The sequence below is a fragment of the Klebsiella sp. 4_1_44FAA genome, from assembly GCF_000238715.1.
In the GTDB taxonomy this organism is placed as follows: domain Bacteria; phylum Pseudomonadota; class Gammaproteobacteria; order Enterobacterales; family Enterobacteriaceae; genus Klebsiella; species Klebsiella pneumoniae.
Window position 1 is genome coordinate 666406 of the sequence record NZ_JH414799.1, and the last position, 23977, is coordinate 690382.

Sequence of the window (23977 nt, forward strand, 5' to 3'; positions counted from 1 at the left end):
TTTGAACGATGACGGGTATTACGCAATCTTCCTTCGGAACATCGCATACGCCGCTGAGCCGGTGGTGGCCGCTATGACCAGTAGCGGCCACAAACTTCCCCACACAATCTCCAGACTCGCATCCTTCAGATAAATTTGCTTGGTGATATCGGTAAAGTGGCGGATGGGATTTATCCAGGTCAGATCCTGCAGCCACTGCGGCATGTTTTCCACTGGTGAGACGTACCCCGACAGGAGAATAGCCGGCATCATAAAGACGAACACGCCGATAAACGCCTGCTGCTGGGTGGCGCACAGCGACGAAATCAATAAGCCAAAGCCCACCAGCGATAGACCGTAAATCACCATGGTGAAATAGAACAGCAGCAGCGAGCCGGCAAACGGGATCTGATAGGCCCAGATACCAATCGCCAGCACGATAGTTGCCTGCAGGGTGGCGACGATCAGCGCCGGCACCGCCTTGCCGACGAAAATTTGCCAGGTGGCGAGGGGGGAGACCAGCAGCTGGTCAAGGGTGCCCTGCTCGCGCTCGCGAGCCACCGACAGCGAGGTGACGATCATCACCCCGATGGTAGTGATCATGGCGATAAGCGACGGCACCACGAACCATTTATAGTCGAGATTCGGGTTGTACCAGTTGCGCACCACCAGCTCGCTGTTGTTCGGCTTCGCTTTACCCTCCAGCAGCTCCTGCTGATAGTTTTTCACAATCTGTTGCAGATAGTTGGCGGCGATTTGCGCGCTGTTGGAGTTGCGTCCGTCGAGCAGAAGCTGCAGCGGGGCGGTTTGATAGTTATCCAGATTGCGCGAGAAATCGGCCGGGAAGCGCACCACCAGCAGAGCTTTTTGTTCATCGATGGTCGGCTGGATCGCCTGCGGGCTTTGCAGCAGCAGGACGTGGGTAAAGGCTTTGGCGCGGGCAAAGCGCTGAGTGAGTTCCACCGCGTGGCGACCGCTGTCCTCGTTGTAGATAGCGATGGTGGCGTTGGTCACCTCCAGCGTCGCGGCAAAGGGAAAAAGCAGCACCTGAATCAGCACCGGCATGATTAAAATCGCCCGCGTCTGCGGCTCGCGCAGCAGCGACTGCAGCTCTTTGCGGATTAATGTCCATAAACGGTGAAACATAATAGCTCCTTTGGCCCATTCAACCACGCCGGGCGGCACTGCGTTTGCCCGGCCTACGGGATCGGCGAACCGTATAATCGATGTTGGTTAAACCGTAGGCCCGGTCGGCGCAGCGCCACCGGACAAAACCTAATCCAGACGCCGTTTGGTTTTCAGCCACGTCAGACCGATAAACATCACCGCCGACGCAATCAAAAACAGCACGTTGACCAGCAGCACCACCGGAATATTGCCCGCCAGAAACAGGCTTTGCAGAGTACTAACGAAATAGCGCGCCGGGATCACATAGGTCACCGCGCGGATCACCGCCGGCATACTGTCTATCTGGAAAATAAACCCGGACAGCATAATCGACGGTAAAAAGGCGGCGTTCAGCGCCACCTGCGCGGCGTTAAACTGGTTGCGGGTAATGGTTGAGATCAGCAGCCCCATCCCCAGGGTGCTGAGCAAAAACAGACTGGTAATGACAAACAGGATCGGCAGCGAGCCGCGATAGGGCACGCTGAGAATAAATACCGACACCAGCATACACAACAGCATCGCCAGCATGCCGAGGAAATAGTAGGGAATGAGCTTGCACAGCAGCAGTTCGGCGCGGGTGATCTCCGTCGACAGCAGCGCCTCCATGGTGCCGCGCTCCCATTCGCGGGCCACCACCAGCGAGGTCAGTATGGCGCCGACCACGGTCATGATGATGGTGATCGCCCCGGGGATAATAAAGTGCTGGCTAATAGCCGCCGGGTTAAACCAGTAGCGCATCTGCACGTCGATCAGCGGTTCAAAGGTTTCGCCGCGGTCTTCCGCCCGCTGCTGCTGCCAGATTTGCCAAATACCTTCCACATAGCCCTGAGCGAAGTTGGCGGTATTGGGCTCGCTGCCGTCGGTGATGAGCTGCAGCGGTGCGTCGGCGCCGGGGCGGGCCATCTGGCGGTCGAAATCCACCGGAATGACCACCATGGCGCGGATGCGCCCGGCCTGCATCATCTCAATCAGCTGCCTGCGGCTGTCGCTGACGGTGGCGTCGATATAGGGCGAGCCGGTCATGGTATGGACGAAATCCAGCGCCTCTTCGCTCTGCTGCTCAAGCAATACGCCGACCCGCAGCCTGCTGGAGTCGAGGTTAATGCCGTAGCCGAAGATAAACAGCAGCAGCAGAGGGATCACCACCGCGATCAGCCAACTGCTGGGATCGCGCACAATCTGCCGGGTCTCTTTGACGCACAGGGCGCGGACCCGCCGCCAGGAGAGAATGCTATTGCCCATGGCTATTCTCCTTGTCCCAGCGGTTAATCAGGGTAATAAACGCCTGCTCCATGGTCGGGTCCGTCTGGCTGTCGTCCGCCGCCTGGGCCTTCAGCGCGTCCGGGGTCCCGCTGGCGATAAGCTTGCCGTGATAGACCAGCCCGATGCGGTCGCAGTATTCCGCCTCATCCATAAAGTGGGTGGTGACCATTACCGTCACGCCTTTATCAACCATGCTATTAATATGTAGCCAGAACTCGCGGCGGGTGAGGGGGTCGACGCCGGAGGTGGGTTCATCGAGAAACAGAATATCGGGTTCATGCATCAGGGAGCAGGCCAGCGCCAGCCGCTGCTTGTAGCCGAGCGGCAGCTCGTCGGCGGCGTGGCGGGCGATACTTTCCAGGCCAAAGGCATCGCTCATCCGGGCGATTTTTTCATTTTGCGCCCGGCCGCGCAGGCCATAGACGCCGGAGAAAAAGCGCAGGTTTTGCTCGACGCTGAGGTTGCCGTACAGCGAAAATTTTTGCGCCATATAGCCCAGATGCTGGCGCGCCTTGCCAGAGCTGACCTTGAGATCCATTCCCAGCACCAGCGCTTTGCCGGAGGTGGGCACCAGCAGGCCGCACATCATTTTGAAGGTGGTGGATTTCCCGGCGCCGTTGGGGCCGAGCAGGCCGAAAATTTCACCGCGCTTAACCTGGAAATCGACATGGTCGGTAGCGGCGAAATCACCAAACTTTTTCGTTAACGACTGGGCTTCAATGACCGTTTCCTCTTTGCTGCCGTCAACGCGATGGATAATCGCCCCCAACGGCGATTCAGCGGTCCCGGCGCCGCCGAGCAGGTCGATAAACGCATCTTCAAAGCGCGGGGCGGTGTCGGCCACCTGCAGGGGCGGCATGTCGCCATGCTGCTGGACTTCCTCAATGCGCGCGTCCTTTTTCAGGATCAGACGCACCGATTTGCCCTGGATCACCCCGTCGCTAACCTGCGGCAGCTTCAGCGCCCGCTGCAGCAGGCGGCGGTTGTTCTCCTGCGGGCTGGAAACCAGAAAGCTGCGCCCGGCCATGGTTTGCGTCAGCGCCGTCGGCTCACCCTGGTAGAGCAGTTTGCCTTCGTTCATCAGCAGCACGTCGCGGCATTGTTCCGCTTCATCGAGATAGGAGGTGCTCCACAGGATCAGCATGCCGTCGCCGGCCAGCTCGTGCACCATCTGCCATAGCTCGCGGCGCGAGATAGGGTCGACGCCGACGCCGGGCTCATCGAGCAGCAGTACTTTCGGATCGCCCACCAGGGTACAGGCGAGGCCCAGCTTTTGCTTCATCCCGCCGGAAAGCTTGCCTGCCAGCCGTTCGGTGAATGGACCAAGAGAGGTGAACTCCAGCAGGCGGTCGAAAATTTTCTTCCGCGCCTCGCCGGTGACGCTGCGCAGGTCGGCGTACAGGGTCAGGTTTTCCATCACCGTCAGATCTTCATACAGGCCGAACTTCTGCGGCATATAGCCGAGCACCGCGTGCAGGGCGCTGTCGTCTTTTAGCGGGTCGAAGCCTATCACGCTGGCGCGGCCCTCATCAGGTTTGAGCAATCCGGCGAGCATTCGCATCAGGGTGGTTTTCCCCGCGCCGTCGGGCCCCACCAGCCCGGTGACGTAGCCGGCGCGGATCGTGCAGGTGAGCGGCGCTACCGCTGGCCTGTCCATACCGGGAAAACGGCGGCTCAGGCCGTTTAAGGCGATGACGGTCTCACTCATGTCCGTTCCCGTGGCTAAAGGAGATGGTCACCGGCATTCCCTGGCGCAGCGCGCCGTCGGCATCAGTCACCACAATGCGCAGACGGTAGACCAGATCGGTGCGCAGATCCGGGGTCTCGACGGTCTTCGGCGTGAATTCAGCGCTCGGCGAGACAAAACCGATTTTGCCGTGATAGGGCTTATCCGGCCGGCTGTCGGTATAGAGCAGCACTTCTTGTCCCGGCTGCGCCTGGCCGAGGTTTATCTCGTCAACATAGGCGCGGACCCACACCGGATGCGTTAACGACAGGGTCAGTACGGTACCGCCGGCGTTGAGCATAGTGCCGGGCTCGACGGCGCGGGTCATCAGCGTACCGTCAGAAGGGGCGGTGAGCACGGTATCGTGCAGGTCCAGTTTGGCCTGGGCCAGCGCCGCCTGCGCCTGTTCCAGACTGGCTTTGGCCTGGGCAATCTCCTGCGGGCGGTTACCGGCGCGATACTGACGCAGCTTATCCTGCGCCGATTTGAGCGTTGCCTGCGCCTGATCGCGCGAGGAGCGGGCATTCTCCAGATCGTTTGCGGAAATGGCGCTGCTGGCGCGCAGCCCGAGCTGGCGCTGATAAAAGTTTTGCGCATAGTCGTAAGCGGCCTGCGCCTGTTTCACCGCCGCCGCGGCCTGGGCAATCTCTTCCGCGCGGTAGCCGGCCATCATCAGGTCATACTGCGCCTGGGCGGTGGAGACATTGGCCTGGGCCTGCAGCAGGGCATTTTCATACGGCGCGCGGTCAAGCTCGCCGAGAGTTTGCCCGGCGCGGATGCTGTCGCCTTCGTCGACGGTCAGCGAGGCCAACCTACCGCCAACGCGGAAGCTCATGTTGACGGTGCGGATATCGACATTGCCATACAGGGTCAGCGGCTGCTGCCGGCTGCTCTGGTACCACCACCAGCCGCCGCCCAGCGCGGCGAGAAGAATCACGATCAGCAGAATGACGACGACGGGTTTTTTCATCAGCCCAAACTCCTTTGCGATAACCCATGCAGGATGAAATCGATATGACAGGTAATGACTTCGAAAATCTGTTCCGTTTTTTGCGCGTCAAACTGCGTCCAGCCGGTGCGCAGCAGGATAGTTTCACGCCCGAGACGGAAAGCGAGCACCTCGCCCAGCAGGGCGTGGGTATGGAGGATCATTTGCGTATCACTGGCTTCGCAGCCGGTCCAGGCGGCAATCAGCCGGGTGAGATAATGGTGCAGGGGGGCAATCACCTGCTGGTGGATCAGATGGTAGGCGGCGGTCGGCGCCAGCTGCTCACGGGAAATGAATTTGCTTAAGTTAACCGTATCGTCCTGGGTGAGCAGCAGGATCATGTTGTGGCAGGCGCTAAGGATGAGGTCGCGGATCGCCTGGCGAGCCGGCGCTTCCCCGGCAAGCAGGTGCTCCGCCGCTTCGGCCTGCGGGCGAAAATTGTCGCCGATAAAATCGGCGATCCACTGGGCGCAGGCAAGATACAGATCGTCTTTCGAGCCAAAATAATAGGTGATAGCGGCGATATTCTGCCCGGCCTGGGCGGCGATATCGCGGGTGGTGGCGTGCTGGCCGTACTCGCCAAACTGGGCGATAGCGGCCGCGATAAGCTGATTTTTTGCCTGTTCGCCTTTACTGGTCATCGCGCTCGGTAAAAATTAATCAATCGATTGATTAACTTTAGGCGCCGACTGGCGGTTTGTCCACCAGCCGGGATCAAATATGGAACCCTTCCTCTTTCAGCTCTCCGGCGACCCAGGCGAAGAAGCGCTGGACCTTCTCCTTCTGTTCATTAGCGTGGGGGAGGACGAAGTGGTGCGCGCCGACCGGCATGCTCCGCTCGTCGGCAAATACCGGCGTCAGCTGCCCCTGGCGCACGTGTCCGCCGGCCAGCAGATTGCTCTCGAGGATCACGCCCATTCCCATTCTGGCCGCCTCGATGCTCATATATGACCGGTCGAAATTAAAAATGAAGTTTTTATGCCAGCCGCGGACCTTGTGCCACGACAGCCAGTTGCTCCAGTTAATCAAGGTGCTGTCGGAGTGGATCAGATCGCAGGCCAGCAGATCTTCCACAGCCTGCACAGGATGGCTGGCTAAATAAGACGCTGCGCTGTAGGGCAGGACGCGCTCATTTTTAATGGTTCTGACCAGCAGCGTCGGCCACTGTGACAGCCCGTGACGAATATCGATATCAATATTATCCCGGGAGAACTGGATGCTTTCGTATGAACAGGTCAGGCTGATTTTTAACGCCGGCCACGCCTGGCGGAATTTATCCAGACGGGGCATCAGCCATAGCAGGCCGAAGCTCGGCGCCGAATGAATGCGTAAATAATCCTGATGGATATCGTTGATCACCTGGCTGGTGGCCTGGCCAATCATATTCAGCGCCCCGGAGACCTCTTTGAGATATTTTTCTCCCACCGCCGTTAACGTGACGCCTTTGCTGCTGCGGGAGAACAGTTTTTTCCCCAGAAAGTGCTCCAGGCTGGCTATCTGATGGCTGACCGCCGAGGCGGTGATATTGAGATTCTCTGCGGCCAGATTAAGGCTGCCGGTAGCGGCGACTTCAATAAAAGCCTGGATATTGCGTAAAGAGGGCATCGGCAGATTTTTATTGGGTAGCGGTTGGCTCATGGCGGCATCCTGCGCGGGGCGCGAATAAAAGAAAATAGCGAACAGCGTGGCGCAGCCGGGATGTACAGCATAGGGAAAAGCGAAAAAACAACGTTAATTTGTGATGGGCTTAACAATTTATCTTGTTAAAAGCGCGCAGGTCAGTAAACGCTAAAAATTTGCGGGAAGTCACTAACTCAATTTTTCTCAATCATAATTGAGGTTTTTTGAATACCGTTTCATTTTGGGGTTGTTATATTCCTCTCACAGGCCTGATAACAAACTGCGATGTGCTTGCATCGCAATTATAAAACACCTAACCACCTGTTTCGCTGGCGAAAAGCATTTATCTCTTGCTCCTGTATGGATAGTAAAACGCGGTGATCCGAAGCGGCAGCTTACAGCGAAGTGGATGAGGTATAAAACGAGGAAACCCTATGTCACGTATAGATACGCTGGTCTGTACTGACGCCAGGAAAACGAAATATCGTTTCGTGGTTTTGACGATGATTTTTCTGGTGTATGCCATCAATTACGCCGACCGAACGAATATTGGGGCGGTACTGCCTTTCATCATTGATGAGTTTCATATCAATAATTTTGAAGCCGGGGCCATCGCCAGTATGTTTTTCCTTGGCTATGCGGTAAGCCAGATCCCGGCCGGCTTTTTCATCGCCAAACGCGGTACCCGGGGGCTGGTATCGCTCTCCATTTTCGGCTTCTCCGCCTTTACCTGGCTGATGGGCACGGTGAGCTCCGTGTTTGGCCTGAAGCTGGTGCGGCTGGGACTGGGGCTGAGCGAAGGGCCTTGCCCGGTGGGGCTGGCTTCCACCATAAATAACTGGTTTCCACCAAAGGAGAAAGCCACGGCAACCGGCGTTTACATCGCGGCGACCATGTTTGCGCCGATTATTGTGCCGCCGCTGGCGGTGTGGATTGCGGTGACCTGGGGCTGGCGGTGGGTCTTTTTTTCCTTCGCGATACCCGGAATTGTGGCGGCCATCGCGTGGTATCTGCTGGTCAAATCCAAGCCTGCTGAGAGCGGATTTGTTTCCCAAAGCGAACTGGCAGAGATTAATGCCGGGCGTGAAAGTCATAATAATAGCGTACGCGAAAATATCTTAATTGCCGAAAGATTCACCTGGCTGGATAAAATCATTCGGGTAAAGAAAATGGCGCCAATTGATACGGCGAAAGGCTTATTCACCTCAAAAAATATTCTCGGTGACTGCCTGGCGTATTTTATGATGGTTAGCGTGCTGTACGGATTATTAACCTGGATCCCCCTGTATTTAGTCAAAGAGCGCGGTTTCGATGTAATGAGTATGGGCTTCGTGGCCAGTATGCCGTGCATCGGCGGCTTTATTGGCGCTATCGGCGGCGGATGGGTTTCGGATAAGCTATTAGGCCGCCGGCGTAAACCCACCATGATGTTCACTGCGGTGTCAACGGTGGTCATGATGCTAATTATGCTGAATATCCCGGCCAGCACCCTGGCAGTTTGTATTGGATTATTCTTTGTCGGCTTTTGTTTAAATATCGGCTGGCCAGCCTTTACCGCGTACGGTATGGCCGTTTCGGATAGCAAAACCTATCCAATCGCCTCTTCCATAATTAATAGCGGCGGCAACCTCGGTGGATTTGTCGCGCCGATGGCGGCTGGTTTCTTGCTTGATAAAACCGGGAGTTTTAATTCTGTATTTACCTATTTTGGTATCTGCGCCGCCATTGGTTTGGTGGTGATTCTTTTCCTCGATGAACCACAATAACGGAAATATATCCTGTTAATTAATATGACGTAATGTCATGGAGTGAAACTATGTTATTAAAAGATAAAGTCGCCATTATTACTGGCGCGGCCTCCGCACGCGGTTTGGGCTTCGCGACTGCGAAATTATTCGCCGAAAACGGCGCGAAAGTGGTCATTATCGACCTCAATGGCGAAGCCAGTAAAACCGCCGCGGCGGCATTAGGCGAAGGCCATCTCGGCCTGGCGGCCAACGTCGCTGATGAAGTGCAGGTGCAGGCGGCCATCGAACAGATCCTGGCGAAATACGGTCGGGTTGATGTACTGGTCAATAACGCCGGGATTACCCAGCCGCTGAAGCTGATGGATATCAAGCGCGCCAACTATGACGCGGTGCTTGATGTTAGCCTGCGCGGTACGCTGCTGATGTCGCAGGCGGTTATCCCCACCATGCGGGCGCAAAAATCCGGCAGCATCGTCTGCATCTCGTCCGTCTCCGCCCAGCGCGGCGGCGGTATCTTTGGCGGACCGCACTACAGCGCGGCAAAAGCCGGGGTGCTGGGTCTGGCGCGGGCGATGGCGCGCGAGCTTGGCCCGGATAACGTCCGCGTTAACTGCATCACCCCGGGGCTGATTCAGACCGACATTACCGCCGGCAAGCTGACTGATGACATGACGGCCAACATTCTTGCCGGCATTCCGATGAACCGCCTTGGCGACGCGATAGACATCGCGCGCGCCGCGCTGTTCCTCGGCAGCGATCTTTCCTCCTACTCCACCGGCATCACCCTGGACGTTAACGGCGGCATGTTAATTCACTAAGCGAGGCAAACAGATGAAGATGACCGAATCACAAAAAGTCGCCGCGGCGGCGTGGCGTATTCGCCGTTACGCCCTGCAAATGGGGGAAGTGCAGGGGCAGGGCTATATCGGCCAGGCGCTGGGCTATGCCGATGTGCTCGCCACCGCCTTCAGCCATGCCATGACCTATCGCCCGGAAGATCCCGAGTGGGAGGGGCGCGATCGCTTCCTGCTCTCTCATGGCCATTACGCTATCGCTTATTATGCCGCGCTGCTGGAGGCGGGCATTATCCCGGAAGCCGAACTGGAAACCTACGGCTCCGACGACAGCCGCCTGCCGATGTCCGGCATGGCGACCTACACCCCGGGGATGGAGATGTCCGGCGGCTCGCTGGGGCAGGGGCTGTCCATTGCCGTCGGCATGGCGCTTGGGCTGCGGCAGAAACAGAGCAAGGCCTGGGTCTACAACTCCATGTCCGATGGGGAGCTGGACGAAGGGTCGACCTGGGAGGCAGCGATGTCGGCGGCTCACTATGGCCTGAGCAACCTGATTAACCTTGTCGATGTCAACAAACAGCAGGCTGACGGCGATTCACGCAAAATCCTCGGCTTTGAGCCGCTGCAGGATAAATGGGCCGCCTTCGGCTGGTACGTACAGCGCGTGGACGGTAACGATCTGCCGGCGGTGATGGCCGCCTTTGACAACGCGAAAAGTTATTCCGGCAATCAGCCGCGGGTCATTTTATGCGACACGCTGATGGGCAAAGGGGTGCCATTCCTCGAAACCCGCGATAAAAACCATTTTATTCGCGTCGATGCCGACGAATGGCAAAAAGCGATCGCGGTGCTGGACGCTAACAAACCGGAAGGAGTGCTGTAATGAGCCAGAGTCAACCCCGTTTAAAAACGTCGGCGATGATCGCCTCGATTGCCGATGAAGGCCAGGCGACCGTCCCTGCGCCCTTCGGCGTCGCGCTGTCAAAACTGGCGGCGCAGCGCCCGGACATCGTCGGCATGACCGCGGACCTGTCAAAATATACCGACCTGCATATTTTCGCCCAGGCCTTCCCGGATCGCTTTTTCCAGATGGGCATGGCCGAACAGCTGCTGATGGCGGCGGCAGGGGGGATGGCGAAGGAGGGATTTATTCCTTTCGCCACCACCTATGCCGCCTTTGCAACCCGTCGCGCCTATGATTTTATTCACCAGGTCATCGCCGAAGAGCATCTGAACGTGAAGATCTGCGCGGCGCTGCCGGGCCTGACGACCGGCTATGGCCCCAGCCATCAGGCCACCGAAGATCTGGCGATCATGCGCGGTATCCCCGGGATGGTTATCGTCGATCCTTGCGATGCGCTGGAGATAGAGCAGGCGGTACCGGCCATTGCCGATCACCAGGGGCCGGTGTATATGCGTCTGCTGCGCGGTAAGGTGCCGCTGGTGCTGGATAAATATGACTATCAGTTCGAACTGGGTAAGGCGAAGCTGCTGGAGGACGGCAACGATGTGCTGATTATCTCCTCCGGGCTGATGACCATGCGCGCGCTGGAGGCGGCTGAAAAGCTGCGGGCCGATAATATCGGCGTGACGGTTCTGCACGTGCCGACCATCAAACCGCTGGATGAGAAAGCGATTATTGAACAGGCGTCGAAGCCGGGCCGCCTGGTGGTAACTGCGGAGAACCACACCGCGGTCGGCGGCCTGGGGGAAGCGGTGGCCGCGCTGCTGATGCGTAAGGGCGTACGCTGTGAGCTGGATAGCGTGGGGCTGCCCGACGCGTTCCTGTTAGCCGGCGCCCTGCCGACCCTCCACGATCGCTACGGCATCTCCACCGCGAAGATTGTCGAAAAAATTAAGTATCGTCTGCGTTAACCGCGCTGCTATGACCCACTGGCCGCTGAGCGCGCTCAGCGGCCTTCTCATGCCCGCCAGCCAGGCGCGGCATTCTTTTGCAGATTTTATGCGGCCTGTCACAAAATCTGCTAGACTGCGCCCCTTCATGGCATTGTGGTTTTTGCCATCTCTTATCGCAATAATCTCCCTGAAAACTACGCCCTTCACCGGGCCGGGGCGGTTCGGAGTTGTTATGTCTTTTGATTCCCTAGGCCTGAATCCCGATATCCTGCGCGCTGTCGCTGAGCAGGGCTACGTTGAGCCGACCCCTATCCAGCAGCAGGCGATCCCGGCGGTACTGCAGGGCCGTGACCTGATGGCCAGCGCCCAGACCGGCACCGGTAAAACGGCGGGCTTTACCCTGCCGCTGCTGCAGCGCCTGATCCAGAATGAGCCGCACGCAAAGGGCCGTCGTCCGGTGCGCGCGCTGATCCTGACCCCGACCCGTGAGCTGGCGGCGCAGGTGGGCGAGAACGTCCGCGATTACAGTAAATACCTGAATATTCGCTCGCTGGTGGTCTTTGGCGGCGTGAGCATCAACCCGCAGATGATGAAGCTGCGCGGCGGCGTCGACATCCTCGTCGCCACCCCGGGCCGTCTGCTGGATCTTGAACATCAGAACGCCGTCAGTCTTGATAAAGTAGAAATCCTCGTGCTGGACGAAGCGGACCGCATGCTGGATATGGGCTTTATCCATGACATCCGTCGCGTACTGGCCAAACTGCCGGCGCGTCGACAGAATCTGCTGTTCTCGGCGACCTTCTCCGACGAGATCAAGGGCCTGGCCGAGAAACTGCTGCACAACCCGCTGGAAGTGGAAGTGGCGCGTCGCAACACCGCGTCCGAGCAGATCACCCAGCACGTCCATTTCGTTGACAAGAACCGCAAGCGTGAACTGCTGTCGCAGCTTATCGGCGAAGGCAACTGGCAGCAGGTGCTGGTGTTTACCCGTACCAAGCATGGCGCCAACCACCTCGCGGAACAGCTCAACAAAGACGGCATCCGCAGCGCGGCGATCCATGGCAACAAGAGCCAGGGAGCGCGTACCCGCGCGCTGGCCGACTTTAAATCCGGCGGCATTCGCGTGCTGGTGGCGACTGATATCGCCGCCCGCGGTCTGGATATCGAAGAGCTGCCGCACGTGGTGAACTACGAGCTGCCGAACGTACCGGAAGATTACGTCCACCGTATCGGCCGTACCGGCCGCGCGGCGGCCACCGGCGAAGCCTTATCGCTGGTGTGCGTGGATGAGCATAAGCTGCTGCGCGATATCGAGCGCCTGCTGAAAAAAGAGATCCCGCGCATCGCGATTGCCGGCTATGAGCCGGATCCGTCCATTAAAGCCGAACCTATCCAGAACGGTCGCCAGCAGCGCGGCGGCGGTCGTGGGCAAGGTCAGGGACGCGGCGGCCAGGGTCAGGGACGCAGCGGACAGCCGCGCAGCCAGAATAATGCCCCGCGCCGTCAGGACGGCGAGGCGCCGAAAGCGCGCACTCAGGACGGCAAACCGCCGCGCCGCCGTCGCCCGCGTAAACCGGCTGGCGAATAACACGCTGATGTCCGGGCCGCGATAACGCGCCCCGGCTCAGGCCCGTCTGTCCGCTACGCGGCGGCGGGCCTTTTTCTTTCCATTACACTATTTGTCGAGCAGGCTTCCACACTCCGCAGAAAGCAATACCTCCGGGCGGGCAAAAATGGCACAATAGTGGCTGTTTATACAGTATTCAGGTTTTCTCATGGCTTTGACCGCTGCGCTGAAAGCGCAAATCGCCGCCTGGTATAAGGCGCTTCAGGAACAGATCCCGGACTTTATTCCGCGTCCCCCGCAGCGGCAGATGATCGCCGATGTGGCGAAAACCCTTGCCGGGGAAGAGGGCAGGCATCTGGCTATCGAAGCGCCGACCGGTGTCGGCAAAACGCTGTCATATCTGATCCCGGGCATCGCCATCGCCCGCGAGGAACAAAAAACGCTGGTGGTCAGCACCGCCAACGTCGCCCTGCAGGATCAAATCTACAGTAAGGACCTGCCGCTGCTGCGTAAAATCATTCCCGACCTGCGCTTTACCGCCGCCTTTGGCCGCGGACGCTACGTCTGTCCGCGCAACCTGACGGCGCTGGCCAGCACCGAGCCGTCGCAGCAGGATCTGCTGGCCTTTCTCGATGACGATCTCACCCCGAATAATCAGGCGGAGCAGAAGCTGTGCGCGACCCTGAAGCAGGATCTCGACAGCTACCGCTGGGACGGCCTGCGCGACCATACCGACAAAGCCATCGACGATGGGCTATGGAGCCGGCTGAGCACCGATAAGGCCAGCTGCCTGAACCGCAACTGCCACTACTATCGTGAGTGCCCGTTCTTTGTGGCGCGGCGGGAAATTCAGGAGGCGGAAGTGGTGGTGGCCAACCATGCGCTGGTGATGGCGGCGATGGAGAGCGAAGCGGTGCTGCCGGAACCGAAAAACCTGCTGCTGGTCCTCGATGAAGGCCATCATCTGCCGGACGTCGCCCGCGACGCGCTGGAGATGAGCGCCGAGATCACCGCCCCCTGGTTTCGCCTGCAGCTGGATCTATTCTGCAAGCTGGTGGCTACCTGCATGGAGCAGTTTCGTCCGAAAACCACGCCGCCGCTGGCCAATCCGGAGCGGCTCACCGCTCATTGCGAAGAGCTTTTCGAGCTGATTGCTTCGTTGAATAATATTCTCAATCTCTATATGCCCGCCGGTCAGGAAGCGGAGCATCGCTTCCCGATGGGCGAACTGCCGCAGGAGGTGATGGAGATCTGCCAGCGGCTGGCGAAGCTCACCGAGTTGCTGCGCGGCCTGGCGGAGCTGTTCCTGAACGATCTCAGCGAAAAGACCGGCAGCCATGACGTGGTGCGCCTGCATCGGGTGCTGCTGCAGATGAACCGCGCCCTTGGCATGTTTGAAAGCCAAAGCAAGCTGTGGCGCCTGGCGTCGCTGGCGCAGTCCTCAGGCGCGCCGGTAACCAAATGGGCGACGCGGGTGGTGCGCGATGGCCAGATCCACGTCTGGTTCCACTGCGTCGGGATCCGCGTCAGCGATCAGCTTGAACGGCTGCTGTGGCGCAGCGTGCCGCATATCGTGGTGACGTCAGCGACGCTGCGCTCGCTAAACAGCTTCTCGCGCCTGCAGGAGATGAGCGGTCTGAAGGAGAAAGCGGGGGACCGCTTCGTGGCGCTGGATTCGCCGTTCAACCACGTGGAGCAGGGGAAAATTATTATTCCTCAAATGCGTTATGAACCGCTGATGGATAACGAAGAGCAGCACATTGCCGAGATGGCGGCCTATTTTCGCCAGCAGGTGGAGAGCAAAAAACATCTCGGGATGCTGGTGCTGTTTGCCAGCGGGCGGGCGATGAACCGCTTCCTCGAGCATGTGACCGATCTGCGCCTGATGCTGTTGGTGCAGGGCGACCAGCCGCGCTACCGGCTGGTGGAGCTGCATCGCAAACGGGTGGAAAGCGGCGAGCGCAGCGTGCTGGTGGGTCTGCAGTCCTTTGCCGAAGGTCTCGATTTAAAAGGCGATCTGCTAAGCCAGGTGCATATCCATAAAATCGCTTTTCCGCCCATCGACAGCCCGGTAGTGATCACCGAAGGCGAATGGCTGAAAAGCCTCAATCGTTATCCCTTCGAGGTACAGAGTTTACCCAGCGCCTCCTTTAATCTTATTCAGCAGGTGGGGCGTTTGATCCGTAGCCATAACTGCTGGGGAGAGGTGGTGATTTACGATAAGCGTCTGTTGACCAAAAACTACGGCGCGCGTCTACTGAACGCGTTACCTGTTTTTCCCATAGAGCAGCCGGGCGTTCCGGAGGTTATAGTAAAACGGAAAGCAAAACAGACAGCAAAACAGACGGGCCGCAAACGTCGCTGACGCCGGCGCGTGATGCACCAGGGGGAGCCATGGAGTACAGCAAAATTATAAAAGAGGTGGGTCGCGGTAAGAATCATGCCCGCGATCTCGATGAAGAGACCGCCCGTGCGCTCTACGCGCGGATGCTGAACGGCGAGGTGCCGGAGCTGGAGCTGGGGGGAATATTAATCGCCCTGCGCATTAAAGGCGAAGGCGAAGCGGAGATGAAAGGTTTTTACGCCGCGATGCAGCAGCATACGCTGCGCCTGACCCCGCCGGCCGGCAAGCCGATGCCGATCGTTATCCCCAGCTACAACGGCGCGCGCAAGCAGGCGAACCTCACGCCGCTGCTGGCGATGCTCCTGCACAAGCTGGGATTTCCGGTGGTGGTTCACGGCGTCAGTCACGATCCCACCCGGGTGCTGACCGAAACCATTTTTACCCTGCTGGACATTCCGGCCACCCTGCACGCCGGACAGGCTCAGGCGCAGCTGGAGGGCCATGAACCGGTGTATATCCCGGTGGGGGCCTTCTGTCCGCCGCTGGAGAAACAGCTGGCGATGCGCTGGCGGATGGGCGTACGCAACAGCGCCCATACCCTGGCCAAGCTGGCCACGCCGTTTGGCGAAGGGGAGGCATTGCGTCTCTCCAGCGTGTCGCATCCGGAATATGTTCCCCGGGTGGCGAACTTCTTTCGCGAGACCGGTGGCCGCGCGCTGCTGATGCATGGTACCGAGGGCGAAGTGTACGCCAACCCGCAGCGCTGTCCGCAGATAAGCCTGATTGATGAGCAGGGCGTGCGGGTGCTGTACGAACGCCAGACTGAGATGGCAGCGGAGGCGGTGGTCCTGCCGACCTCGAAAGACCCTGAGGTCACCGCGCGCTGGATTGAACGCTGTGTCGCTGGCGTCGAACCGGTGCCCAACTCGTTGAAGATCCAGCTTGCCTGCTGTCTGCTGGCCTGCGGGGAAGTGACCTCGCTGGAGCAGGGCCTCAGCCGCGTCAACGACTGTTGGTGATCGGATCTGCAGGATAAAAAAAGCCCGTCCGGTGGCTCGGACGGGCAAGGCAAGGGTATTAAAGGTCTTTTCAGGGTTAATTCAGTGGCTTACAGATGGGTGCAGCGATTATTTATAGATAACCGCAGTACCGCTCAGTTTGTTGTTGGTGTTAGCGGAAGTAATGCTGTAGCCGGTCGCGCCAGCGGCTTCGGCTTTAGCAGCCAGTTTTGCTTCCAGACCATCTAAAGTGGTTGCGCCTTGCGCAGACACCACGCCGATCTTATTCATGCTTTCAGCCTGAGCGGGGGTAACCGGTTCGGCGGCAAAGGCGCCGAAGGAAAGAGCGGTCAGAGCGATGGCAGCGGCAGCATATTTGATGTTTTTCATAGTTAATCTCTCGCAGGTTGTTCTGTTCAGAGGACGATGTTCCGTCGATGAGATAAGTATCACGCTTTTCTGCGGGAGATAAAATCGAAGGAAATTCACAGTCTTCATCGAATTTTTTGAATGATTAATAATTTACTGATTATTAATAAATTATTTCTCATTCTTTTCGTCACGAAGCGTAGCGAGGAAGACCGACGCGTTTAAGGGCACATATTGCGACTTTTTCCGCCAAAAAATGTGCGCGAAAAGATAATGCGAAAGGCTGTCATAAACGGTAAAGGAAAGTCAGCGTAGCTGGCTATCCTTGGAACCGCGACGATTATATCCTGAAAATGTATTGTTATGTAAATCTTTCTCCTGCTGGCACTTCACGCAGTATCTGACCCCTGGGATGGCCTGTCGACGGGCCTCCGGAATCGGCTCTCCGCATTCATCACAAAATTTGTTGCTTTCGCCGCGCGGAAGCTCGCGGCGAGCGCGAGCCACCGCATCGTCAATAGTGCTGTCGATCTGATCCTGTACGGCGCCGTCGCCTGCCCAACCTGATGCCATCGTCTGCCTCCTGTAAAAGGTTATTGATAAATTATAGCTGAACCGTACAGCCGGTTACCGCTGCTGGCGGCATTGATCCGCCAGGCTATCGCCCCATGACGGTGGGCCTTATCCGCGAGGGCGGCCGCCAGGTCGTCCAGGGTGCTGGCGCCGAAGGCGGAGACGGTGCCGACAGGGCGGAGCGGCCCGTTATAGGGCAGTACGGGTGGCGGTGGCAGGGGAGAGGCCGCGGTGGCATGAGCGGTGAGCGCCGCGGCGAACAGCAGCGAGACCAATTTCATCAGCATATCCTCATAAACCGCATGGGACATAGCTTAAGTGTAGGTCTTTCCAGACCGCGCGACAGGGAATGTTTAATGCAAAACAGTGCGTTTTGCATGCTACCGGCGCAGGGGAGCGCTACTCTGGCCGGTAGATTATTTAGCGGGCGTCAGGGCGGATCATGTCAAAGCGCAGGCTGTCATCAATACCGTAATAGGCGCTCGGGCCACCGGCGCGCAGGATCGGCTGGGCGCGGGCGGTTTGATAGATACCGTTGTCCAGCAGTGATTCATCGATATGCACGGCGACCACTTCACCGAGCACCAGCCACGTATCGACAGGGTTGCCGTCGGCGGTGGTGAGTTGAATACACTGCGACAGACGGCACTCAAAGTTCACCGGACTCTCCGCGACCCGGGGAGCGCTGACCAGGCGGCTGGCGGCGGCGGTGAGGCCGGCGCGCACGAATTCGTCCTCATGGTGCGGAATCGAGGCTGACGTTTCATTCATCGCCATGGCCAGCGGTCGCGTCGCCAGGTTCCAGACGAACTCCTTTGTTTCGACGATATTTCGCACGCTGTCTTTCCAGCCGCTGCTGGCGAAACCAATGATCGGCGGCCGATAGTTAAAGCAGTTAAAAAAGCTGTATGGCGCCAGATTACGCTGGCCCTCGGCGTCCTGCGAGGCGATCCAGCCTATCGGGCGAGGCCCGATAATCGCGTTCAGCGGGTCATGCGGCAGGCCGTGGCCCTGCGAAGGTTGATAAAAGTACATGCTGCACCTGTCACGGATAATGGAGATATCCAGACTCCCTTATTTACCGCGCCGCCGTCAACGGGTATCTTACGCGGCTGTTCAAAGGAGATTGTCATGAAAGCCCAGAAACCGGGGTTACACCCGCGTAACCGCCACCATCAACGCTACGACCTGCCCGCGCTCTGCCAGGCCCATCCTGACCTGCAGGGCTACATTACGCTCAATCCGCTGGGTGAGCAGACCATTGATTTTGCCAATCCGCAGGCGGTGAAGGCGTTGAATAAAGCGCTGCTGGCGCATTTCTACGCGGTCAAACACTGGGACATTCCTGACGGCTTTCTCTGTCCGCCGGTGCCTGGGCGGGCCGACTATATTCATCATCTGGCGGATCTGCTGGCCGGGGATAGCGGCGAGGTGCCGAAGGATGCCACGATCCTTGATATTGGCACCGGCGCCAACCTCATCTATCCCCTGATCGGCGCTCACGAGTATGGCTGGCGCTTTACCGGCAGTGAAATCAACCCGCAGGCGTTCGCCAGCGCGCAGGCGATTATCAATGGCAACCCGGGCTTGACCCGGCAGATCCGCCTGCGCCGGCAAAAAGAGAGCCAGGCTATCTTTCACGGCGTGATCCATAAAAACGAGACCTACGACGCCACGCTGTGTAATCCGCCGTTCCATGACTCCGCAGAGAGCGCCCGGGCGGGGGGCGAGCGCAAGCGCCGCAACCTCGGACTCGGCGCCGAAAGCGGCCTCAATTTTGGCGGTCAGCAGCAGGAGCTGTGGTGCGAAGGGGGCGAAGTAGCCTTTATCTCGCAGATGATCCGCGAAAGCCAGGCCTTCGCCCGCCAGGTGAAATGGTTTACCTCGCTGGTGTCGCGCGGCGATAATCTGCCGCCGCTCTACCGCCTGCTGACCGAGGTCGGCGCAGTGAAAGTGGTGAAAAAGGAGATGGCCCAGGGGCAAAAGCAAAGTCGCTTTATCGCCTGGAGCTTTATGGACGACGCCAAACGCCGTCGTCCATTCTAACGCTACTCGGCGGCCGGGCTGTCGGCGCCCGGCATCGGCAGCTGCTGCCAGGTCTGTACCGGCGCGCGAACCCCGGCGCGGTCGAAGTGCTTTTTCACCTGGGTGTCGAGGGCAAAACGCACCGTCCACTGCTTCAGCGGCAGGGTGGTGAAGCTGACGCGTAGCGTAAAGGCGGTATTGCTCAGCCCCACCAGCCCGGCGAACGACGGTTCGCCAATGATCAGACCGCGGATCTCCTCCTGGGCCAGCAGATCGTCCACCGCTGCCTTCAGCGCCTGGCTGGCTTTATCCAGATCCTCATGGCGGTCAACGTCATAGTTAGCCACAACCGAGCCAATGCCGCGCACGAAGTTGGCAAAGGTGGTGATCGAGGACCAGGGAATAATGTGATAGGCGCCGGTATCCTGACGTACCCCCACGGAGCGAATCGACATTCGTTCCACGGTGCCGGTCAAAGGACCGATGGTGACCAGGTCGCCGGTGTTCATCCCGTTCTCAAACTGGATAAATATGCCAGTGATAATGTCTTTGACCAGGGTTTGCGCACCAAACGAAATGGCCAGCCCTAACGCCCCGGCGCCCGCCAGCAGCGGCGCAATGTTTACCCCAATTTCCGAGAGCAGGATCATCACCGTGATGGTGCTGATCACCACCGCCAGCGCGTTGCGAAACAGCGTCAGCAGCGTCCGGGCCCGCGCGCTGGGCAGCGGACGGCCATGAATATCCGATGCCAGCCGGTTTTCAATCAGGCTGGCCAGAACCGTCCAGCCGATGGCGGAGAAGAAGAGGATCAGGGCGATGCGGATCAGCACATCCACCGTTTTTTGCCCGGCATCGTTGTGCAGCCATTCCCGGAAGTCAAACAGGCCCCAGGCGCTCAACAGCAGCATGATGGCGACACAGACGGTGAGAATGCGCGCCGCCTTCAGCGAGGCGGAGATCCAGCCATTTAGCCGCTTTTGCAGTTCAGGGTAGTTGCGCTGAGTGGCGGGCGACAGGGTGATGGTTTTGGCTATCCAGCGCGACAGGATGCCAGACACCAGCGCCGCGCCGCCGATAATCGCCAGGCTTTGCAGGGTGGCGCCCATCATGAATTTCAGGCTGTTGCCCGGGTCGAACAGGGAAAAGAAAAAAAGCACCACAAAGTAGGCGCAGGCCAGCCAGTGCCAGACCAGCGCGAAGGCGCGGATAAACAGGCTAAAGAAAGCGAGTGAGTGGTCGGCCAGGTGGATCAACCCTTGAGTAATCACCGCTTTGTTATGAAAAATCAGGTACAGCGCCCACAGCGTAATGCACAGCATGATGACGACGTTAGCCAGCGCGCCAACCTGAACATTCACCTGATTGGAAATAATCGGCACCGCGACGATCAGACCGTAACCAATCAGGCTGCTGAGCGCGCTCAGGCGCAGGCTCCAGTATGACGCGGCCTCGTCGCTGAGGTTAAAGGGCCGCAGGGCAGGAATGCGCGGGCAGAAAATGAGCCGCAGAATAGCTTTAAAAAACTCGATCAGCGCGAAGGCGTTGAGGAAAAGGCTCTGCTGGAAGGCGATGGTAGGGTTATTCCCATTCAGGCGATCGCTTAGCAGCTGACCGACAAACAGGGTTAGCGCCAGCAGCAGCAGGTCGATGATAAACGCCCCGGCGATGGTCAGGGGCAGCTGAAGCCAGTTACCGCGATCGCGGTTTTTATGCCGTCCCCATTCGCCCATTTTGCGATACAGCGGCAGCGCCGCGAGGCGTACCAGCCACCAGAAGGCAAACACCAGCCCGGCCAGCAGTAAAAAATGCCAGGCCGCGCTGGTAAAGGTTTGCGGATTAAAGGGCTTATGCGGTGAGCCGGTGATATTGCGCCACAGCTGGGAAAAGCGTGATGAGAGCTGTTCGCCATATTCCCGGCTTATCTGGGTGACGTTCTCCAGTACCGTGGTCTCTTCTTTTACCGCCGGTGGCGTCAGCGTCGGGGTGCTGTCGGGCGGCGGCGTGGCGGCTGCTTTACGCAGCTGGTCAATGAGCTCCTGACGGGCGGAGTCGTTGGCCAGCACATCGGCCAGTGCGGCATAAGCCGCTCTTTTCTGTTCCACATCGGGTTCGCTGGCGCTGTTTTTATCAGTGTTAGCCGTCGGCACGCCGGGCAGGGTGGCGGCGGAAAGCGGGGCAGTAAACAGTGCTGCGAGCAAAAGCAGGATCCACGGCATGGGCACCTCCGTTGCAACGTAAACGGGTAAGTATAGAAGCCGCTGGCGGAAGGGGAGGGAAGAGGATTCTGGAAAAGCGGCTCTCATCGTGGGGGAGAGAGCCGTTGTGGGTCAGGCGACGTGTTGCAGGAATTCACGCAGGCGCGGGCTGGGCGGGTTCTTCACCAGCTCCTGGGGATTGCCGTCTTCAGCAATTCGTCCTTTGTCGATAAAGATTAGTCGCGAGGCCACTTTTTCGGCAAAGCCGATTTCGTGGGTCACAATCACCATCGTCATGCCCTCTTCCGCCAGGTCCTGCATCACCTTGAGCACTTCATGGCGCAGCTCCGGGTCGAGCGCGGAGGTCGGTTCATCAAACAGCATCATCTTCGGCTTCACCGCCAGCGCGCGGGCGATGGCCACACGCTGTTGCTGGCCGCCGGAGAGTTCGGACGGATAGTGATGCGCGCGCTCAGCCAGACCGACTTTCGCCAGCAGCTCTTTCGCCTGCTTCTCTGCCGCCTGCTTGCTGGCGCCGCGTACCCGCAGCGGGCCAAACATCACGTTTTCCAGCGCCGTGAGGTGCGGGAACAGATAAAACTGCTGGAAAACCATCCCGGCTTCCTGACGAATCAGACGTTCGTCCACCTTCGGGTCGTTGACCTTCAGACCATCGACAATCAGATCGCCGCTGGTGATCTCTTCCAGCTTATTGATGCAGCGCAGCATCGTTGATTTACCGGAACCGGAAGGGCCGATAATGACCACCACTTCACCCTGATTAATTTTCAGAGAGATATCGTGTAGCACCTGGGTCGGACCAAAGTGCTTGGAGACGTTTTTAAATTCAATCACAGGATTTTCATCCTTCTTTCAAGACGACGCAGAATAAAGCTCAGGACCAGGGTGATAATCAGGTAGATCACGGCTACGGCGCTCCAGATTTCCAGCGCGCGGAAGTTGCCCGCGATGATCTCCTGTCCCTGACGGGTCAGTTCGGCGACGCCGATGACGATGAACAGCGAGGTATCCTTGATGCTGATGATCCACTGGTTGCCCAGCGGCGGCAGCATGCGGCGCAGCGCCAGCGGCAGGATCACGTGGCGAATGGTTTCGCGACGCGACAGGCCAAGCGCCAGGCCCGCTTCGCGGAAGCCTTTATGTATGGAGAGCACCGCGCCGCGGGTGATTTCCGCGATATAGGCGCCCGAGTTTATCATGATGGTCACTACCGCCGCGGAGAAGGGGTCGATGCGCAGATCGCTAAAGGCCATCGGCAGCGCAAAGTAGATGAACATAACCTGCACCACAATCGGGGTGCCGCGAATGATTTCAATAAAGACCAGCGCGATGTGGTTGGCGATCCAGCCGCCGAAGCAGCGGGCGAAACCGGCCACCAGACCAATTATCAGACCGCCGGCCAGGCCGAGGACGGAAATCCACAGCGTCATTTTGGCGCCTTCCAGCAAAATCGGAATGGCAGGCCAGATGGCACTCCAGTCAAACTGCATAATACGTTCCTGTTACCGTGTCGAGAGCAGAGGAAAGCCTCCGCCAAAATACCGTCTCCCGCTGAGCCTGTGCCGGAAGACCGTTGTGGTGTCGCCGGACCTCGGTCCGGCGAAGTACGTTTTTATTATTTGGGTTCAGTGCCGAACCATTTTTTATAAATTTCGTTATAGGTACCATTGTCGCGCAGCGTTTTCAGCGCACCGTTCACTTTCTCACGCAGCTCGTCGCTGCCTTTCGGGAAGGCGATACCGTAGTTTTGCGCTTCCAGTGATTCGCCTACCGCTTTGAACTTACCGTTGCCCGCGGTTTTGATGAAGTACAGAATATTCGGCGTATCGTGCAGCACGGCATCCGCGCGACCGGTTCCCAGCTCCATATAGGCGTTATCGATATTCGGGAACTGACGCAGATCTTTGGTTTTGATATTGGCTTTCGCGTAGTCAACGGAGCCGGTGCCGCTCTTCACCGCGACCACTTTACCGTTCAGATCTTTGACATCTTTGATGTCGTTATTATTAGCGTTGACCATCACCAGCAGGCCGCTTTTATAGTAGCCGTCGGAGAAGTCGATCGCTTTTTTACGCTCGTCGGTAATGGTGATCCCCGCCAGCGCCAGATCGATATTTTTGGTTTGCAGCGCCGGGATAATGCCGCTGAAGTCCATTGGCTTCAGGGTGTAGTCGAGCTTCAGCTCTTTGGCGATAGCCGCCCACAGGTCAACGTCAAAACCCACATACTTATCGCCTTGCTTAAATTCGAACGGGACGAACGCCGTATCGGTGGCGACAACCAGGGTCTTATTAGCGGCATGGGAAGAAACCGCAAAAGCCAGGGTCAGTGCAGCCAGTGAAACTTTAAATACAGACTTCATAGCATTTCCTTTTATATCCACGGGACGATCCCCTGCGAGAACGACTAGCCTAATGAAAAAATCGTGCCACTTTTACAAGCTGTTGTTTTTCAACAAACGAAGCGTAAGTCGTTGCACAAGAACGATCATTTCAGGCAGTGACTGCACCATGATGGGGCGTCATTTTGGTGCGTCATAAGGTTGCTGAATTACCAGCCCATTTTTAGCGCAAACCCTGATGGGAAAACAATCTCGACGTAACGATTGTGTGAGGTGATTATTACAATCTTTTTACTTTTGCGCGCATTTTCATCAATCTGGTGCCCTGAAACGGTGCAAGGCCAGTGGAGGATGAAAAGCAAAGGATGGAATATAGGGCAGGGAGAAACGCTGAGGCGC

Annotated in this window: 23 protein-coding genes; 9 read left to right on the top strand and 14 right to left on the bottom strand. The window is 58.2% G+C overall.

Features of this window, described 5'->3' with window-relative positions:
* Positions 1-18: 18 nt before the first annotated feature.
* The 6 genes from HMPREF1024_RS17280 to HMPREF1024_RS17255 all read right to left on the bottom strand — a co-directional run bounded on the left by HMPREF1024_RS17280 (position 19) and on the right by HMPREF1024_RS17255 (position 6761).
* Positions 19-1125 (bottom strand): ABC transporter permease, encoded by a 1107-nt coding sequence (locus HMPREF1024_RS17280; protein WP_004142068.1) that lies wholly within the window; start codon positions 1123-1125, stop codon positions 19-21.
* Positions 1126-1254: 129 nt separating this feature from the next.
* Positions 1255-2388 (bottom strand): ABC transporter permease, encoded by a 1134-nt coding sequence (locus HMPREF1024_RS17275; protein WP_009308209.1) that lies wholly within the window; start codon positions 2386-2388, stop codon positions 1255-1257.
* The gene (locus tag HMPREF1024_RS17270; RefSeq protein ID WP_004179101.1) at positions 2378-4117 is read right to left on the bottom strand and encodes an ATP-binding cassette domain-containing protein; all 1740 of its coding nucleotides are present in this window, start codon (positions 4115-4117) and stop codon (positions 2378-2380) included. Before HMPREF1024_RS17270 ends, HMPREF1024_RS17275 begins: the two co-directional genes overlap by 11 nt.
* Positions 4110-5105 carry a secretion protein HlyD gene (gene hlyD / locus HMPREF1024_RS17265; protein ID WP_009308210.1) on the bottom strand — a complete coding sequence of 332 codons (996 nt, stop codon included), beginning with the start codon at positions 5103-5105 and terminating at the stop codon, positions 4110-4112. Before hlyD ends, HMPREF1024_RS17270 begins: the two co-directional genes overlap by 8 nt.
* Positions 5105-5764, bottom strand: coding sequence for a transcriptional regulator CecR (gene cecR / locus HMPREF1024_RS17260; protein WP_009308211.1), 660 nt, complete (start codon positions 5762-5764; stop codon positions 5105-5107). The genes hlyD and cecR overlap by 1 nt, the downstream gene beginning before the upstream one ends.
* Positions 5765-5837: 73 nt before the next feature.
* Positions 5838-6761: a LysR substrate-binding domain-containing protein gene (locus HMPREF1024_RS17255; protein WP_004179102.1), complete on the bottom strand. Its 924-nt coding sequence runs from the start codon at positions 6759-6761 to the stop codon at positions 5838-5840.
* Between HMPREF1024_RS17255 and HMPREF1024_RS31230 the strand changes: the two genes are divergently transcribed.
* The 8 genes from HMPREF1024_RS31230 (at position 6753) to ybiB (ending at position 16072) form a co-directional block, all read left to right on the top strand.
* Positions 6753-6890, top strand: coding sequence for a hypothetical protein (locus tag HMPREF1024_RS31230; RefSeq protein ID WP_004142057.1), 138 nt, complete (start codon positions 6753-6755; stop codon positions 6888-6890). The two genes, HMPREF1024_RS17255 and HMPREF1024_RS31230, sit on opposite strands and share 9 nt — an antisense overlap.
* A gap of 287 nt (positions 6891-7177) precedes the next feature.
* Entirely contained in the window at positions 7178-8509 is a 1332-nt protein-coding gene (locus HMPREF1024_RS17250; RefSeq protein WP_002895749.1) for an MFS transporter, read from the top strand.
* 50 nt (positions 8510-8559) lie between these two features.
* Positions 8560-9309 carry an SDR family NAD(P)-dependent oxidoreductase gene (locus tag HMPREF1024_RS17245; RefSeq protein WP_002895750.1) on the top strand — a complete coding sequence of 250 codons (750 nt, stop codon included), beginning with the start codon at positions 8560-8562 and terminating at the stop codon, positions 9307-9309.
* A gap of 13 nt (positions 9310-9322) precedes the next feature.
* Positions 9323-10168 (top strand): transketolase, encoded by an 846-nt coding sequence (locus tag HMPREF1024_RS17240; protein ID WP_002895753.1) that lies wholly within the window; start codon positions 9323-9325, stop codon positions 10166-10168.
* Positions 10168-11160 (top strand): transketolase family protein, encoded by a 993-nt coding sequence (locus HMPREF1024_RS17235; RefSeq protein WP_009308212.1) that lies wholly within the window; start codon positions 10168-10170, stop codon positions 11158-11160. The genes HMPREF1024_RS17240 and HMPREF1024_RS17235 overlap by 1 nt, the downstream gene beginning before the upstream one ends.
* Positions 11161-11374: 214 nt before the next feature.
* Complete coding sequence (gene rhlE / locus HMPREF1024_RS17230; protein WP_004151702.1) at positions 11375-12730, top strand: ATP-dependent RNA helicase RhlE; 1356 nt, start codon at positions 11375-11377, stop codon at positions 12728-12730.
* Between the two features lie 187 nt (positions 12731-12917).
* Positions 12918-15074: an ATP-dependent DNA helicase DinG gene (gene dinG / locus HMPREF1024_RS17225; RefSeq protein WP_004147693.1), complete on the top strand. Its 2157-nt coding sequence runs from the start codon at positions 12918-12920 to the stop codon at positions 15072-15074.
* A gap of 29 nt (positions 15075-15103) precedes the next feature.
* Positions 15104-16072 carry a DNA-binding protein YbiB gene (ybiB, locus tag HMPREF1024_RS17220; RefSeq protein ID WP_004179105.1) on the top strand — a complete coding sequence of 323 codons (969 nt, stop codon included), beginning with the start codon at positions 15104-15106 and terminating at the stop codon, positions 16070-16072.
* Between the two features lie 108 nt (positions 16073-16180).
* Here ybiB and ybiJ read toward each other — a convergent pair whose 3' ends face one another.
* The 4 genes from ybiJ to HMPREF1024_RS17200 form a co-directional block, all read right to left on the bottom strand.
* On the bottom strand, positions 16181-16441 hold the full coding sequence (gene ybiJ / locus HMPREF1024_RS17215) for a DUF1471 family protein YbiJ (protein ID WP_004176772.1): 261 nt from the start codon (positions 16439-16441) through the stop codon (positions 16181-16183).
* Positions 16442-16726: 285 nt separating this feature from the next.
* Positions 16727-16993 (bottom strand): DksA/TraR family C4-type zinc finger protein, encoded by a 267-nt coding sequence (locus HMPREF1024_RS17210; RefSeq protein WP_002895824.1) that lies wholly within the window; start codon positions 16991-16993, stop codon positions 16727-16729.
* Positions 16994-17013: 20 nt separating this feature from the next.
* Positions 17014-17274 (bottom strand): YdgH/BhsA/McbA-like domain containing protein, encoded by a 261-nt coding sequence (locus HMPREF1024_RS17205; protein WP_009308213.1) that lies wholly within the window; start codon positions 17272-17274, stop codon positions 17014-17016.
* Positions 17275-17413: 139 nt separating this feature from the next.
* On the bottom strand, positions 17414-18028 hold the full coding sequence (locus HMPREF1024_RS17200; RefSeq protein WP_002895828.1) for a flavin reductase family protein: 615 nt from the start codon (positions 18026-18028) through the stop codon (positions 17414-17416).
* Positions 18029-18124: 96 nt separating this feature from the next.
* Here HMPREF1024_RS17200 and rlmF point away from each other — a divergent pair, with 96 nt between their 5' ends.
* A complete protein-coding gene (rlmF, locus tag HMPREF1024_RS17195; protein ID WP_002895831.1) occupies positions 18125-19039 on the top strand; it encodes a 23S rRNA (adenine(1618)-N(6))-methyltransferase RlmF in 915 nt (304 codons plus the stop codon).
* A gap of 2 nt (positions 19040-19041) precedes the next feature.
* Here rlmF and ybiO read toward each other — a convergent pair whose 3' ends face one another.
* The 4 genes from ybiO to glnH form a co-directional block, all read right to left on the bottom strand.
* Positions 19042-21237, bottom strand: a complete 2196-nt coding sequence (gene ybiO, locus HMPREF1024_RS17190; RefSeq protein WP_004142041.1) for a mechanosensitive channel protein — start codon at positions 21235-21237, stop codon at positions 19042-19044.
* Between the two features lie 111 nt (positions 21238-21348).
* Positions 21349-22071: a glutamine ABC transporter ATP-binding protein GlnQ gene (gene glnQ, locus HMPREF1024_RS17185; RefSeq protein WP_004142040.1), complete on the bottom strand. Its 723-nt coding sequence runs from the start codon at positions 22069-22071 to the stop codon at positions 21349-21351.
* Positions 22068-22727, bottom strand: a complete 660-nt coding sequence (gene glnP / locus HMPREF1024_RS17180) for a glutamine ABC transporter permease GlnP (protein WP_002895837.1) — start codon at positions 22725-22727, stop codon at positions 22068-22070. Before glnP ends, glnQ begins: the two co-directional genes overlap by 4 nt.
* 125 nt (positions 22728-22852) lie before the next feature.
* Complete coding sequence (glnH, locus tag HMPREF1024_RS17175; RefSeq protein ID WP_002895839.1) at positions 22853-23599, bottom strand: glutamine ABC transporter substrate-binding protein GlnH; 747 nt, start codon at positions 23597-23599, stop codon at positions 22853-22855.
* Between the last annotated feature and the right edge of the window lie 378 nt (positions 23600-23977).